This is a genomic window from Paenibacillus chartarius, assembly GCF_042432825.1.
GTDB classification, from domain to species: Bacteria; Bacillota; Bacilli; order Paenibacillales; family NBRC-103111; genus Gordoniibacillus; species Gordoniibacillus chartarius.
Genome location: NZ_JBHLWN010000002.1, coordinates 1 through 14,117 on the forward strand (window position 1 = coordinate 1; position 14,117 = coordinate 14,117).

Consider the following 14,117-nt stretch of genomic DNA (forward strand, 5'->3'; position numbering starts at 1 on the left):
ACACCATCACCTACCAGAAGCTCACATCATGACCTTAGCGGAGCTAACTTGATATTCAAATAAAATTATTATGGCGCCGCAAGGCAATATGGGATCGATCGCCCATGTTACGCTTAGCAAGCAGGCAAACGGACAAATCGCGATTGCTCACGAATTCTTGAAGGCTGACGAAACTGTTAAGGAAGACGCTTCGCTAGCCGCTTTAGCCGCCGAATACCAGGCCAAGCTCGAACAAGAGCTGAGCAAGAAAATCGCTGCTGCCGAAAGCAGTTTGCCCTATGGCGACAACCACGAATCCCGGTTCAGGGAAACCGCCATCGGAAACCTGATCGCCGACGCGTATCGCGATTACTACCAGACGGACATTGCGTTCGCGAACGGCGGCGGTATCCGCGCCAGCATCAATAAGGGCGATTTTACGTTAAAGGACGCGAAGTCCATATTGCCGTTCGGCAACAAAATCGTTGTTGCCGAGGTAACCGGCGACATGCTGCTTGCCGCGTTAGAGAACAGCGTATCGGCCGTTGATAAGCTTGCCGGCGGCTTCCTGCAAACGTCGGGATTAACGTACTCGTACAACCCTTCTCTGCCTGCGGGTCAGCGGATCACACAGGCCGCGGTTGCCGGAACTCCATTGGTGAAGGAACGTTTATACAAGCTCGCGCTCTCGAATTATATGTACACGGGGGGCGACAAATATACGATGTTCAAGGACGCCAAAACGATTGTCGGGGCTAACGAAGCCTTAACCGATTTCGAGCTGCTGATCGCTTACGCCGAGAAGCAAAAGATGCTGTCCGCCAAGGAGGAAGGCCGAATTGCGGTCAACGGCTTCGCGGACGTGACGAACGGCCACTGGGCCGCTCGGGAAGTGTACGAGCTTGTGGGTAAAGGCGTGCTCACTGGTATGGACGAAGCGCGATTCGCGCCGCTTCTAGCGGTCAAACGCGGTGAGTTTATCGGGTATGTAGGCAAGGTGCTGGGGTTGGAGCCGTCAAAGATTTTCGCCTCAGTAGGTTGGAGCGCAGATCGTGCTGATGAAGCTGTAAGCCGGGAAGAAATGGCTGCAGTGCTGAAGTGGTCCTATGAGCTGAAATCGGGACGTCCACTGCCGAACTCCTTGCCGGCATCGTTCCGGGATCAGGATCAAATCGCCGTTGAAGCTCAGCCGGCCGTGTCCGGGCTTGTGGAGATTGGGGTTCTGAGCGGTCGTGAAGACAACAAATTCGCTCCCAAGGAACCGGCTTCCCGCGCGGAGATCGCCCGAGTGCTGTGGAAGTTAAGCGAGATCGAAAAATAAGTATGGATCGGTATCTTGCGGCTTTCTGCGAGATACCTTTTTTGTTATGAATGTTATCGACAGCAACAAACAACCGGCATAACACCGTATGCGCGCCATCCTCCCTTTCGGCACCTAATCACGAACCGAAAACTCTTTCCATGTTCCCCAATCGAACGAACATCTTCTTTATCTTTGTGTGAAGCGTTAAAAATGTTGGCGGTCACTCGTGCCCGTGATATTCTCAAAGAGACGATGCTCTTCAATTGGAAAATGGAGGTTGAACTTTATGCAAACGATTCGCAACATGTTCGCGCACCTGGATTGGGCGAACCGCAGGATTTTGGAGGCGCTGCAGGCTGCACCGGCAAACGAAGTCGGGCATTCGGTGAAGCTGTTCAGGCATGTGCTTCAAGCGGAGCGCATTTGGCTGATCCGGCTGCGCGGTGAGAGCAGCGAAGGTCTCTCGGTATGGTCGGATGACACCGACTTGGCCAACTGTGCCGCTCTGATCGAGGCGAACGGCAGCGGTTTCGCTGCATGGCTCGACGCCATTCCTGAAGCCCGGCTGAACGATCCGATTGCGTATCGCAATCAGGCAGGCGCCCCGTTCGAATCGACTGCACGGGACATCTTGACGCATATTGCCCTGCACGGCCAGTACCACCGAGGTCAGGTTAACGCAGCGCTCCGTGCAGGCGGATTGGAGCCTTCCCCTGTCGATTACATCCTCTACGCACGGCTGAACGAGAACGCTTGACCCGTATGGAATTGAACGAAGATCACATCTTTAAGGTTAATCAAGCGATGTATTTTATCGAAACGCATCTTGACCGGGAGCTATCGCTTCGTGAAATTTCGGAAGTAGTCGCCTTCTCCCCCTTTCACTTCCACCGAATGTTCTCGATCGTTACAGGCGAGACGCTCCACAGCTATGTGCTGCGCGTCCGTCTGGAAACGGCGGCGCGGCACATACTGCTGTATCCCGGAGATTCGATAACGGACATTTCGGCGCGGCTGGGCTTCTCTTCGATATCGAATTTCAGCCGAGCATTTCAGAAGCGGTTCGGGATGGCGCCGATACAATATCGCCGGAGCGGGAAGCAAGCTCCTCAGCTTGCACCACGATCCTTACCGACACCGACGAACTTGCAGCCCCCTTCTTACCCAATTGAGATACGTTCGTTGCCTTCCCTGTATGTGGCCTGCAAACCTTTTCGGCAAGCTCGGATGGGCTTAATGAACAACAAAGTAACGTCGGCGTTCCGTGATGTTGGGGATTGGTGCCGCCGCAACGTGCCTGACCAAGCGCCACGTACAACGTTGTTAAGCTCCGGTGAAGAAAACTGGCACATCCTTCCAAATTCGATGGCTTATGACGCCTGCATGACCGTCCCCGATCATATTGTGTCAGAAGCACAAGCTATTCGAACGAAGCGCTTGCCTGGCGGACTGTACGCGGTCTGTCGATTAGAGAAACGGGCTGAACATCCTTCCGCCTTCGCCGAAGCGATTCGGGAGATGACGTGGGCTTCCGAGCATATGTACGTTCACTGGATCCCGAACCACAGCTATCGGTTGGACGATAGGCCGGGATTGCATATATTTTATACGGAACCAACGAATCCGAGCATCGTAATGGAGTGCTGCCTGCCCATTGCACCTCTGAATCCGCAGAAAAGCAAGAAATGAGAAGTGTGTGCCGCCCCTTCCTTGGTATGCTTGCGACATCAAACAAGGAAGGGGTACTATCGATGCAACGCACGGTTTGGCTGTTTTTGATTTTCGCCTTCGGCATATCCTGGAGCTGCTGGACACTATTAATATCCAGGACACCTGACAGTTCGAGTCCGATCATGCTTCTATGGCCTTTAGGACAGTTCGGCCCTTGCTTTGCCGTGCTTATCCTGATGCTGCTATCAAGGCTCGGCACTTTTCCTTCACGCCCCCGGCTGCTTAGCGCCCGATTTACCTTATTTCTCCGTTCACCTGGATGGTATCTTTGCATTCTGCTCCCGCTGCTATGGATTGCTCCCGCCTGGCTAATCGCCTACGCCGAACACACTGCGCCCCTGCCGGAATACCGTTGGGCTGTTATGACTCAAGTGTATGTGTCGTCCATCCTCTTCGCGATCGGCGAAGAGGCGGGCTGGAGAGGTGTTTTGCTGCCAGCGCTCCTGGACAAGAAACGTCCCTTCACCGCCAGCATACTGCTCGGAGCAATCTGGAGTGTATGGCATCTTCCTATCCTTTATTTTTCCGTCTTTGATTCGATCGTCCAATTCGCTTCCTTCCTCGCCGGATACGTGCCTGTACTTCTCATCTGGTCGTTCATATTTACATGGGTTTATGAACGGACCGACCGCAATATCTGGATCGTGACGCTGCTTCACGGCTCTTTTACGGCGACTTATCAGATTTTCGAACCGATTCTGGGTCGGATAGGTGCTTTCGGAGTGCTGCTTCCGCTATGTTCCGGTCTCTTATTTGTCTGCTGCCTGCTCATCTCGGGTAGATCGTATTGGTTTGGCAAACCGGCTTATTCGAAAAAGGATTAAAGAACACGCTCGATCCAAAGTCCGTGAAAGCGCCAATTGCGAACTCACGGACTTCTCGTCGTTCAACGGGTAACTTCACTGTTTTTTAAACAAGGATATCTGAAATTTGGCATATAATCCCAATCAAAACTTGATAAAATTTCCATGAGGGAAGCCATTTCCTTAGCCGCCTTGATGAAGCGAGTCACTTCGCAGCCAAAAAGTAAGCGCATACAATCGAGAAAGGAGGAACGATTTCGAACCGTCATTGCTTCCCTAAAACCCCAATCGATTGGAGGAACATTGTGAATGAGTAAGAAGAAAATGAAGCGTCGAATCGCCGCGGTGTGTGCCTTTGCTTTATCCGTTGCAGCCTCCTCCTTTATTCCTGTGCAAGACGCGTCGGCCGCTGCGGCTCGTCAAGCCGAGAAGCTGAACCGGGGTATCGTAGCGGTCAAAGCCGGCACCGGCGTGTTTGTGAGCTGGCGTCTGCTCGGAACGGAAACGAGCGCGGTCTCCTTTAATTTGTACCGCGACGGTACGAAGGTCAACTCCACTCCGATTACGGACAGCACCAATTATCAGGATCCTGCAGGCACTACGTCGTCCAGCTATACAGTTCGCGCCATCGTGAACGGTGTGGAACAACCGGCTTCTGCCGCTGCGACGGTTTGGGGCACCAATTACAAAGATATCCCGATTCAAAAGCCGGCCGGCGGAACGACTCCTGACGGCGTAGCCTACACGTACAGCGCAAACGATGCAAGCGTTGGTGATTTGGACGGCGACGGCGATTATGAAATCGTTCTCAAATGGGATCCTTCCAATTCGAAGGATAACTCCCAATCCGGCTATACCGGCAACGTCTATCTGGATGCTTACGAAATGAACGGCACGCGGCTATGGCGAATCGATCTCGGTAAAAACATTCGGGCAGGCGCTCACTATACCCAGTTCCTCGTATACGATTTCGACGGAGACGGCAAAGCCGAAGTCGTATGCAAAACAGCCGACGGCACCGTTGACGGTACGGGCGTTACGATCGGCAACGGCAGCGCGGATTACCGCAATTCGAGCGGCTATATTCTCAGCGGCCCCGAATATTTGACGGTCTTCTCCGGTCAAACGGGCAAAGCGCTCACAACCGTATCGTACGAGCCTCCGAGAGGCACCGTGTCGAGCTGGGGCGATAGCTACGGCAACCGCGTCGACCGATTCCTTGCGGGTGTCGCTTATTTGGACGGCGTACGCCCCAGCATTGTGATGGCCCGCGGGTACTATACCCGTACGGTGCTGGTTGCTTACGATTGGCGGAACGGCACGCTGACCCGAAGATGGACGTTTGACAGCAACAGCTCGACCAATTCGGGTACGGCGGGACAAGGCAACCACAATCTCAGTGTGGGAGATTCGGACGGCGACGGCAAAGACGAAATTCATTACGGCTCGCTCGGCATCGACGACAACGGCGCAAAGCTGTACAATACGGCGCTTGGTCACGGCGACGCCATGCACTTTAGCGATCTGAATCCGGATCGTGCGGGCCTCGAGGTGTTCGGCGTCCATGAGAGCACGTCCGCGCAATACGGTGCCGAAATCCACGATGCCCGTACCGGCCAAGTGCTCTGGGGCGTCCAAACCGGCGCGGATACGGGCCGGGGCCTTGCTGCGGATATCGATCCGCGCTACAAAGGCGCCGAGCTCTGGGCAGCGGGAGTCGGCCTTCATACCGTGACCGGAACGCAAATCAGCAGCTCCAATCCGGGCTCGATCAATTTCGCCATCTGGTGGGACGGTGATTTGTCCCGTGAGCTTCTGGATCATACCGGCGGAACCGGCAAAATCGACAAATGGAACTATTCGGCGGGCTCGCTGACGAGACTGCTTACGGCAACCGGTACGAGCTCCAATAACAGTACAAAAGGAAATCCGGCTCTACAGGCCGATCTGCTCGGTGACTGGCGCGAAGAGGTCATTTGGAGAACAACGGACAGCACCGCCCTGCGCATTTATACAACTACCGATGTAACCGCTGCTAAAATACACACGCTGATGCACGACCCGGTATACCGCCTCGGCATCGCCTGGCAGAACGTCGGCTACAATCAGCCGCCGCATACGAGCTATTATCTCGGCACCGGCATGAGCGCAGCCCCGCAGCCCAATATTTATACGACTCCGTAATAAAATAAGAAGGAGACAGCCGCGAGGCTGTCTCCTGTTTCAGTCATAAAGTTCTTCCAACTGAATGTCACGGTTCACGGGGCGGGCTTACTTCCTCGCCATACGGAAGACGCAAGCATTGCTCTCCGGTCATATGTGCGCCGCGAGAGCGAGCGCTTCATTTTGCCGTTCCAGGATGGTATCGATCAACGCTGCGATGACTTTGCCATTGGCCTCCACGAAGCCCGGTTCCAGCACCTCAGCATGCTTCCCGAGCAGCTCGTATTCCACATATTCGTACGCCGTCGCTTGCTTCCACAATAACAAATCGGTGGTCGCGGCTTTGCCAGGCTCCGTCCCTTCCGCTACCAGGCCGTGAATGCGGGCCTGCACCGTTCCCGTATTAACCAGCTGATTCGTGTACGACATGTAAGCGTACATTTTATTACGGGTTTTTTCCCTGATGAATGGCGTGGACAGAAGCCTTTGGTACGGTTCGCCGGCCTCGTCAAGCAGCCGCTCGACCACGTCGTTCATCGCTTCCGGAGCCATATCGGTTCGCTCGGTTTGTCTCGTCGAATCGATCATGATGATGTCGGATACCGTGTGTCCCCTCTTCTCCATCGCTTTGGCCACCTCAAACGCCAGACAGCCTCCGGCCGAATAGCCGAGAAAGACGAACGGCCGCTGATCTTGAACGCTTGTGATGGCGCCGACGTACCGATCGATCAAGTCTTCCTCGCTGCCGGCATCGTCGATAAAATCCAATCCGTACACAACGCAGTGATGATCCAGACGTTTGGCGAGCTCGTAGTAAGCAAAACCGTAGCCCGCTCCCGGAGGAAAGCAAAACACTAGAATGGAGCCGTTATCGTTCAGCTTGACCATCGTACCGGTGTCATCCAGTTCGAACTTGCTGCGGACGAGCTCCCGGGCCATATGCTCGATTGTAGGCATCTCCAGCATTCGTTGAATCGGGACCTGAATGCCGGTCGCCATATATACCTTCTGAATCAGCTCGAGCATTTTGATTGAATGTCCGCCGATGTCGAAGAAGCTATCCGTCATGCCGATCCGGTCCAGCTTCAGCACCTCTTGCCATATTTGCGCAAGCTGCGCTTCCAGGGAGGTGCGGGGCGGCACGTATTCCGCCGCCGCTTGTTGTATGCCGCGATCCGGAGCGGGCAGCGCCTTGCGGTCGAGCTTCCCGCTGTGCGTGAGCGGCATCCGCTCTACTTGCACAAAGTAGGACGGAAGCATGTACGACGGCAGCTCCTCCGCCAGCCGGCTGCGCAGCTCGCTTGCAGTCAGCGGCTTGTCCGCTACGAAGTAGGCGCAGAGCTGCTTCTGCCCGACTTCGTCCTCCCGTGCGGTTACCGCCGCCTCTTGTACGGACGCCGCTTTCAGCAGCTGTGCTTCCACTTCGCCAAGCTCGATGCGGTATCCGCGGATTTTCACCTGATGATCAATGCGGCCCAGATATTCAATATTGCCGTCAGTCAGCCATTTGGCAAGATCGCCCGTTCGGTACATACGCTCTCCCGGCGCGTAAGGATTGTCCACGAATTTCTCTGCGGTCAGCTCGGGGCGGTTCAAATAGCCTCTCGCCAGTCCTTCGCCCGCGATGCACAGCTCGCCCGGCACGCCGACCGGCTGCAGGGCGGTCGTCCCAACGCTAACGATGTACAATTGGATATTCGAGATCGGTTTGCCGATCGGCACAGGGACGTGTGCCGGTTCTGTACCGCAATCGTAATACGAGACGTCGACGGTCGCTTCCGTCGGACCGTACAGATTGATGAGCTGCGCCCCGCTTACAGGCGTAATCCACTGTGCGAATCTGCGCACTTGCGGCGCCGTCAGCGCTTCCCCGCTGGCGAACACGCGCTTCAGCGATGAGAGCTTGCTCTGGACGGCATCTCGCGGCTGGCGCTCCACATATTCGAGGAAGGCGTGCAGCATCGACGGCACGAAGTGCATCGTCGTAACGGCTTGCCGCTCGATCGCTGCCAGAATCGTTTCGGGATCCTTCTCCCCTCCCGGCGGCAGCAAACACACGCTCGCCCCTGTCCACGACCACCAGAACAGCTCCCACACGGAGACGTCGAAGGTGATCGCCGTCTTTTGCAAAATTGTGTCATCGGCACCGATCGGGTAAGCCTCCTGCATCCAGAGCAGCCGGTTGACAACCGGACGGTGTTCGACCATGACGCCCTTCGGTTTGCCGGTCGAACCCGACGTATAGATCACGTAAGCCAAATGCTGCGGTCCGCTCAGCGGCGGCAGGTTGGTGCCGTCTTCAGCGTAGGCCGATGCATCGTTCAGATCGACGAGCTTCCATTCGTTCGTCAAGCGGTCGGCGTTCGTTTCCCCGATAGAACCGTCCCCCCTCAAATGGCCTTGAAGCAGCAATAGCTTGGCGCCCGAATCGTCGAGCATGTAGCGGATGCGCTCCTTCGGGAGCTGCGGGTCGATCGGCACGTAGGCACCGCCGGCCTTCAGGATCGCAAATATACCGACGATCATCTCCAGCGAGCGCTCGGAGAGCAGCCCGACCGGCTGATCGGCCTGTACGCCAGCGGCGCGCAGCGTCCGCGCCAGACGGTTAGACCGTTCGTTCAGCTCCCGGTAGGTAAGCCGGCAGTCTTCGTAAACGACAGCGGTCTGCTCCGGCGTGCGCATGGCTTGCTCCTCGAACAGCTGATGAATCGTCTTGTCCCGCGGATAGTCCGCATGGGTGGCATTGAAGGCCGTGGCGATTTGCGCTTGCTCCTCCGCCGTCAGCAGCTCCAGCTCGTCCACGCGGATGTCGGGGTTGACCGCAACCTGCTCCATAATTCGGACAAGATGACCTTGAATCTTCTCCATCATCGCCCTGTCATATACGCTTGCATTGTATTCCAGGCGAATCTCGATGTCCTCGCCGGGAATGACCATCAAGTTAAAATCGTAGTTCGTTTGCTCGACGATATCGACGTCCGAGATCGCAAATCCGGCCGGTTCGGCGCTGCCAAGCTGCTCCATCCGCTGCTCGACAGGGAAGTTTTCGAACACCATAATATGCCCGATCAAGCCTTGCTTGAGATCGCTGAGCGCTTGAATTTCATATAGCGGATACGTTTCGTATGAACGGGACGCGAGCGCCTGCTCCTGCACCCGGCGCATCGCCGCCGCGAACGTATCCTCCGCTTCACAGCGCACTCGCACCGGAATCGTGTTGATGAACAGGCCGATCATCGATTCGATGCCGGGGATTTCCGCCGGCCTTCCCGATACGACGCTGCCGAACACGGCATCATTCGTGCCGTTATACCGCTGCAGCAGGATGCCCCAGGCCGTTTGCAGCAAGCTGTTGACCGTCACCTGCTGACGCGTTGCCGTCTGCTGGATGGCATGCGTCCGCTCTTTACCGAACGAGAACGACAGCTTGTTGAGATCGTAATCCGCCGCCGGATCCGGAGCTTTCGCGTGAGGAAGCGCCGTCTGCTGCTCGAATCCGGCCAAATATTCGCCCCAGTACTTCGCCGCCGCTTCGCGGTCCTGCCGCTGCAGCCACTCGAGATATTGACTGTAAGGATACGCTTCGCCAAGCTCGGGCTGCTGCTGCCGGACGATCGCGAAGTACGCCTCGAACACTTCCTTAGCGACCAAAGACAAGCACCAGCCGTCCATCAAAATATGATGGAAGCTCCACAGGAAGCGGTACGTCTCCTCTCCGGTACGAACCATTGCAACGCGGATCAGCGCATCGTCGGCAAGGTTGAAGCTGCGGGCTTTATCTTTATTTTTCTTTGACGTAAAATACGCTTCCTGCTTGTCCGGCTCCATGCCGCGCAGGTCTTCATACTGATATTCAACCCGCTTGTTGCGGAATACGACCTGCAGCGGCTCCTCCTTCCACCCGCTGTAAAAGTTCGTCCGCAGTACGGCGTGCCGCTGCGCAAGCACGTCCAGGCTTTTTCCGAACGCCTCCGGATTCAAGCTCCCCTGCAGCGTAAACGAAGCCTGCTCGAAGTAGGCTCCCGATTCTGCGTCAACCAGGCTGTGGAACAGCATGCCTTTCTGCATCGGGGTCAGCATGTACACATTTTCGATGTCGCCGATATGGCCGGTTTGTTCTGCGATCCGCTCCAGCTCCTCGATCGTCAGCCCCTTGTACAGCACATCGCTTGGCGTCAGCTCCGTCCGCTCTTTCCCGACACAGTGCGCGATGACTTGCCGCAGGCTCGACCGCAGCATCCCGGCCAGCCGCTCGATCGTTTCCTTGCGGTACATGCCGCCGCTGTAGCCGATCGTCATCGTCAATTGCCCGCCGGCGATCATGCCGTTAATATCCAGCACATAGGTTCTGGCCATGCTTTCGCTGGAAGACTGGCCGCTCGAATAGGGAGAAATATGCAGAGCGTTATTGTCCAAATCCTGATCGAATTGCCCCAAGTAATTGAAGCTGATTTCAGGCTCAGCCGCCAAGCCGTTGAAAGCATCGCCCGCCGGGCGCGACGACATATATTTCAAGATGCCGTAGCCGATTCCCTTGTTCGGAATTTGACGCAAGCTCTCCTTCACGCTCTTGATCCGGTTCGACAGCTCCATCCCCGTCTTCATCTCCAGGACGATAGGGTATTGGCTTGTAAACCAACCGATCGTACGTGTGATGTCGAGATCCGGGACGATGGGCTCCCTGCCGTGCCCTTCCAGCTCGACGGCCACCTGCTCCATGCCGGTCCATTCGTGAACCGCCATCCCGAGCGCCGTCAGCAGCAGGTCATTCATATCCGTACCGTACGCCCGGTGCGCCTGCTTCAGGAGCTGCTCGCTTTCTTCCCGGGTCCATTGCAGCGTAACGGTCTCGGTGTCCCGCATCAAGGCATACTCCTGACCGTAATCGCGGGGCAGCGGCTTGATCGCGGCTTGCGCGATCCGCTCCCAGTACGTCCGCTCGCTCTCCATGGCCGGGCTGTCGGCATGCGCGGCAAGCCGCTCGGCCCATGTGCGGAACGCATCCGTTTTATCCGGAAGACGGATGTCCCCTCCTTGCAGCGCCTGCTCATAGCCCGCAGCCAAATCCTCAAACAAGATGCGCCACGAGACGCCGTCTACCGCCAAATGATGGACGACGATCAGCAGGTGATCCCCGTCGCCGCAGCGGAACAGCCCCAGCCTCATCAGAGGGCCTTCCAGCAGATCGATGCCGCGCTGCAGCTCGTCGGCCTTGGCTTCGATCGCCTCCGCGCAGTCTGCGATCCCGCGCATATCCATCACTTCCAGGCTGTACAGCTCGCCTTCTGCGATACCCCGGTTATAAGCTGTATATCCGGTTTCGGCCCGGCGGAAGACGAGACGAAGCGCATCGTGATGCACGGCGAGCTTCCGCACGGCCTGGCGAAGCGCAGCTTCCTCGAAGCCTTCTTCCCGGTACAGCATGATCGCCTGGTTATAGTGGTGTCGCTCGGCGAACGGCTGCTCGAAGAACCGGCGCTGAATCGGTGTAAGCGGCGTGTCCCCCTTCGCCTCCCCCTGTTCCGCGCGTCTGGCGATCGGCTGGAGATGCGGACTTAGCTCCGCTACAGTCGGATATTTGAACAAATGCTTGATTTCGAGCTTGTACCCGGCTTGATACAGCCGCGAAGTAACCTGAATCGACTTGATCGAGTCGCCGCCGAGCTCAAAGAAGTTGTCGAGCACGCCGATCGGGCGCCCGGTTCCGAGCACCTTTTGCCAAATTTCCGTTAACGTCATCTCCACAGGGGTTCGGGGCGCTACATAGACCGTTTGCAGGCTTGCTTCCGGAGCGGGGAGCGCCTTGCGGTCGAGCTTCCCGCTGTGGGTGAGCGGCATTCGCTCCAGCTGCACGAAGAAGGACGGAATCATGTACGACGGCAGCTTCTCCGCCAGCAGGCTTCGCAGCTCGCTTGCGGCAAGGTGCTTGTCCGCCACGAAGTACGCGCACAACTGCTTCTGGCCGTCCGCGCCCTCCCGGGCGGTGACGACCGCCTCCTGAACAGACGCCGCTTGAAGCAGCTGCGCTTCCACCTCGCCGAGCTCGATCCGGTACCCGCGAATTTTCACCTGATGGTCGATCCGGCCCATATACTCGATATTGCCGTCCGGCAGCCATCTCGCCAAATCGCCTGTCCGGTACATACGCCCGCCCGGCGCGAACGGATTGTCCACGAACTTCTCCGCGGTCAGCTCGGGGCGGTTCAAATAGCCTCTGGCCAGCCCGTCGCCCGCGATGCACAGCTCGCCGGGAACGCCGACAGGCAGCAGCGTTGTCGTCCCTTCCTTGACGATGTATAGCTGAATATTCGAAATCGGCTTGCCGATCGGCACCGAAAGGCGGGTCTCTTCCGGTCCGCAATCGAAGAACGACACGTCGACGGTCGCCTCCGTAGGCCCGTACAGGTTGATAAGCCGAGCGTGATGGACCGGCGCGATCCACCGGGCGAACCGGCTCACATGCGACGGAGCCAGCGCTTCCCCGCTCGCAAACACCTGTTTCAGCGTACTCAGCTTCGTATCGAGCGCTTCGCGCGGCTGCCGCTCGACATAATCCAGGAAGGCGTGCAGCATCGACGGCACGAAGTGCATCGTGGTAACGGCATGCTGTTCGATCGTGTCGAGAATCGATTCCGGATTTTTCTCCCCGCCGGGAGGCAATAAACATACACTGGCCCCTGTCCATCCCCACCAGAACAGCTCCCATACGGAGACGTCGAACGTGATGGCCGTCTTTTGCAATATCACGTCATTCGTATCGATCGGGTAAGCGGTTTGCATCCACAGCAGCCGGTTCACCACAGGGCGATGCTCGACCATGACGCCCTTAGGCTTGCCGGTCGAGCCCGACGTGTAGATCACGTAAGCCAGATGCTCCGGCCCGCTGGCTGGCTCCAGGTTCGAGCCGTCTTCGGCGTACGAAGCATCGTCGTTCAGATCGACGAGCCTGAGATTGCCGCCGATGCTATCGGCGAAGGAAGCATCCCGTACATGTCCTTGATGCAAGAGCAGCTTCGCCCCCGAGTCGTCCAGCATATAACGGATGCGCTCCTGCGGAAACTGCGGGTCGATCGGCACGTAGGCGCCGCCGGCCTTCAAAATCGCGTAGATGCCGACGATCATCTCCAGCGACCGCTCGGCCATGATCGCGACCGGCTGATCGGCCTGCACGCCCATGGCACGAAGCGAGCGCGCCAGCCGGTTCGCCTGCTCGTTCAGCTCCCGGTACGTGAGGAAGCTCTCTTCAAAGACGACGGCGACGAGCTCCGGCGTACGCGCCGCCTGCTCCTCGAACAGCCTGTGGATCGTCTTGTCCCGCGGATAGTCCGCCTCCGTATCGTTGTACCCGGTGACCAGCTGCGTCCGCTCGGCCTGCGACAAGATGTCGATTTGCTCAATTGGAAGCTCGGGCTGGTACAGAACTGTTTCAAAAATACGGCTCAAATGATCGGCCAGCTGGGCGGCAAACGATTCCGTATATCGATGCTCGCTATAAAGCAGCTGCAAACGTACCAATCCGCCAACTTGTTCAAATTGAAACTGAAGCTCCGAAACGGCGGCCCCTGCATCATCCGTACTGTGCAGCGGCTTCAACGTAACCATCGTAGGTACAACAGGAGTTACGTCCGCATCGTAGGATAGATGAAGCGGACCGGCCATGCTGCGGAACGGAATGTTTTGATGCTGGATTGCCTCGGTGACGGTCGTTTTGACTCCGTTTAACAACGATTTCAAGGTATGCCCGCCGCTCACGTTCTCTTTCAGCAGGACGACTTGATTGACGGGGCGCCTCGCCTCATCCGGTCTTCGCACGATCGGCATGCCGACAATGATCGTTTCGGATCCCGTGTATGTATGCAGCAGGATGTGCACCCCTGCCAATAAAACCATGTATAGCGCCCTGTCGGAGCCTTTGGCCAAGGAGACGATCCTTGCGGACAGCTCCGCCGGCAATTCCCGTACTAAGGAGAGTCTGCTGCTCGCCGGCTTCCCGGAAGCATGGCTGTACGGCACGACCGTCGGGCTGTCTGCGGACTCGAACCGGCCTGACCAATACGCGGCTTCTTTCTCAAACACTGCTTTCACATAGGCCACCCCTCATCGTTGATTGCATGCGTCTATATTTCGGGACCGTGCAT

At 57.1% G+C, this 14,117-nt stretch carries 6 protein-coding genes; 5 read left to right on the forward strand and 1 reads right to left on the reverse strand.

Features of this window, described 5'->3' with window-relative positions; genetic code table 11:
- Positions 1-88: 88 nt before the first annotated feature.
- The 5 genes from ACFFK0_RS00255 (at position 89) to ACFFK0_RS00275 (ending at position 6,000) form a co-directional block, all read left to right on the forward strand.
- Positions 89-1,300, forward strand: coding sequence for a 5'-nucleotidase C-terminal domain-containing protein (locus ACFFK0_RS00255; protein ID WP_377467449.1), 1,212 nt, complete (start codon positions 89-91; stop codon positions 1,298-1,300).
- 268 nt (positions 1,301-1,568) lie between these two features.
- Positions 1,569-2,039, forward strand: coding sequence for a DinB family protein (locus ACFFK0_RS00260; protein WP_377467451.1), 471 nt, complete (start codon positions 1,569-1,571; stop codon positions 2,037-2,039).
- A gap of 5 nt (positions 2,040-2,044) precedes the next feature.
- The gene (locus tag ACFFK0_RS00265; RefSeq protein ID WP_377467453.1) at positions 2,045-2,971 is read left to right on the forward strand and encodes an AraC family transcriptional regulator; all 927 of its coding nucleotides are present in this window, start codon (positions 2,045-2,047) and stop codon (positions 2,969-2,971) included.
- A 404-nt stretch (positions 2,972-3,375) separates the two neighbouring features.
- Positions 3,376-3,837: a CPBP family intramembrane glutamic endopeptidase gene (locus ACFFK0_RS00270; protein WP_377467455.1), complete on the forward strand. Its 462-nt coding sequence runs from the start codon at positions 3,376-3,378 to the stop codon at positions 3,835-3,837.
- A gap of 288 nt (positions 3,838-4,125) precedes the next feature.
- Positions 4,126-6,000 carry a rhamnogalacturonan lyase gene (locus tag ACFFK0_RS00275; protein WP_377467457.1) on the forward strand — a complete coding sequence of 625 codons (1,875 nt, stop codon included), beginning with the start codon at positions 4,126-4,128 and terminating at the stop codon, positions 5,998-6,000.
- Between the two features lie 129 nt (positions 6,001-6,129).
- On the opposite strand, the gene ACFFK0_RS00280 is transcribed toward ACFFK0_RS00275, so the two are convergent.
- Positions 6,130-14,064 carry a non-ribosomal peptide synthetase gene (locus ACFFK0_RS00280; RefSeq protein ID WP_377467459.1) on the reverse strand — a complete coding sequence of 2,645 codons (7,935 nt, stop codon included), beginning with the start codon at positions 14,062-14,064 and terminating at the stop codon, positions 6,130-6,132.
- Positions 14,065-14,117 lie beyond the last annotated feature (53 nt).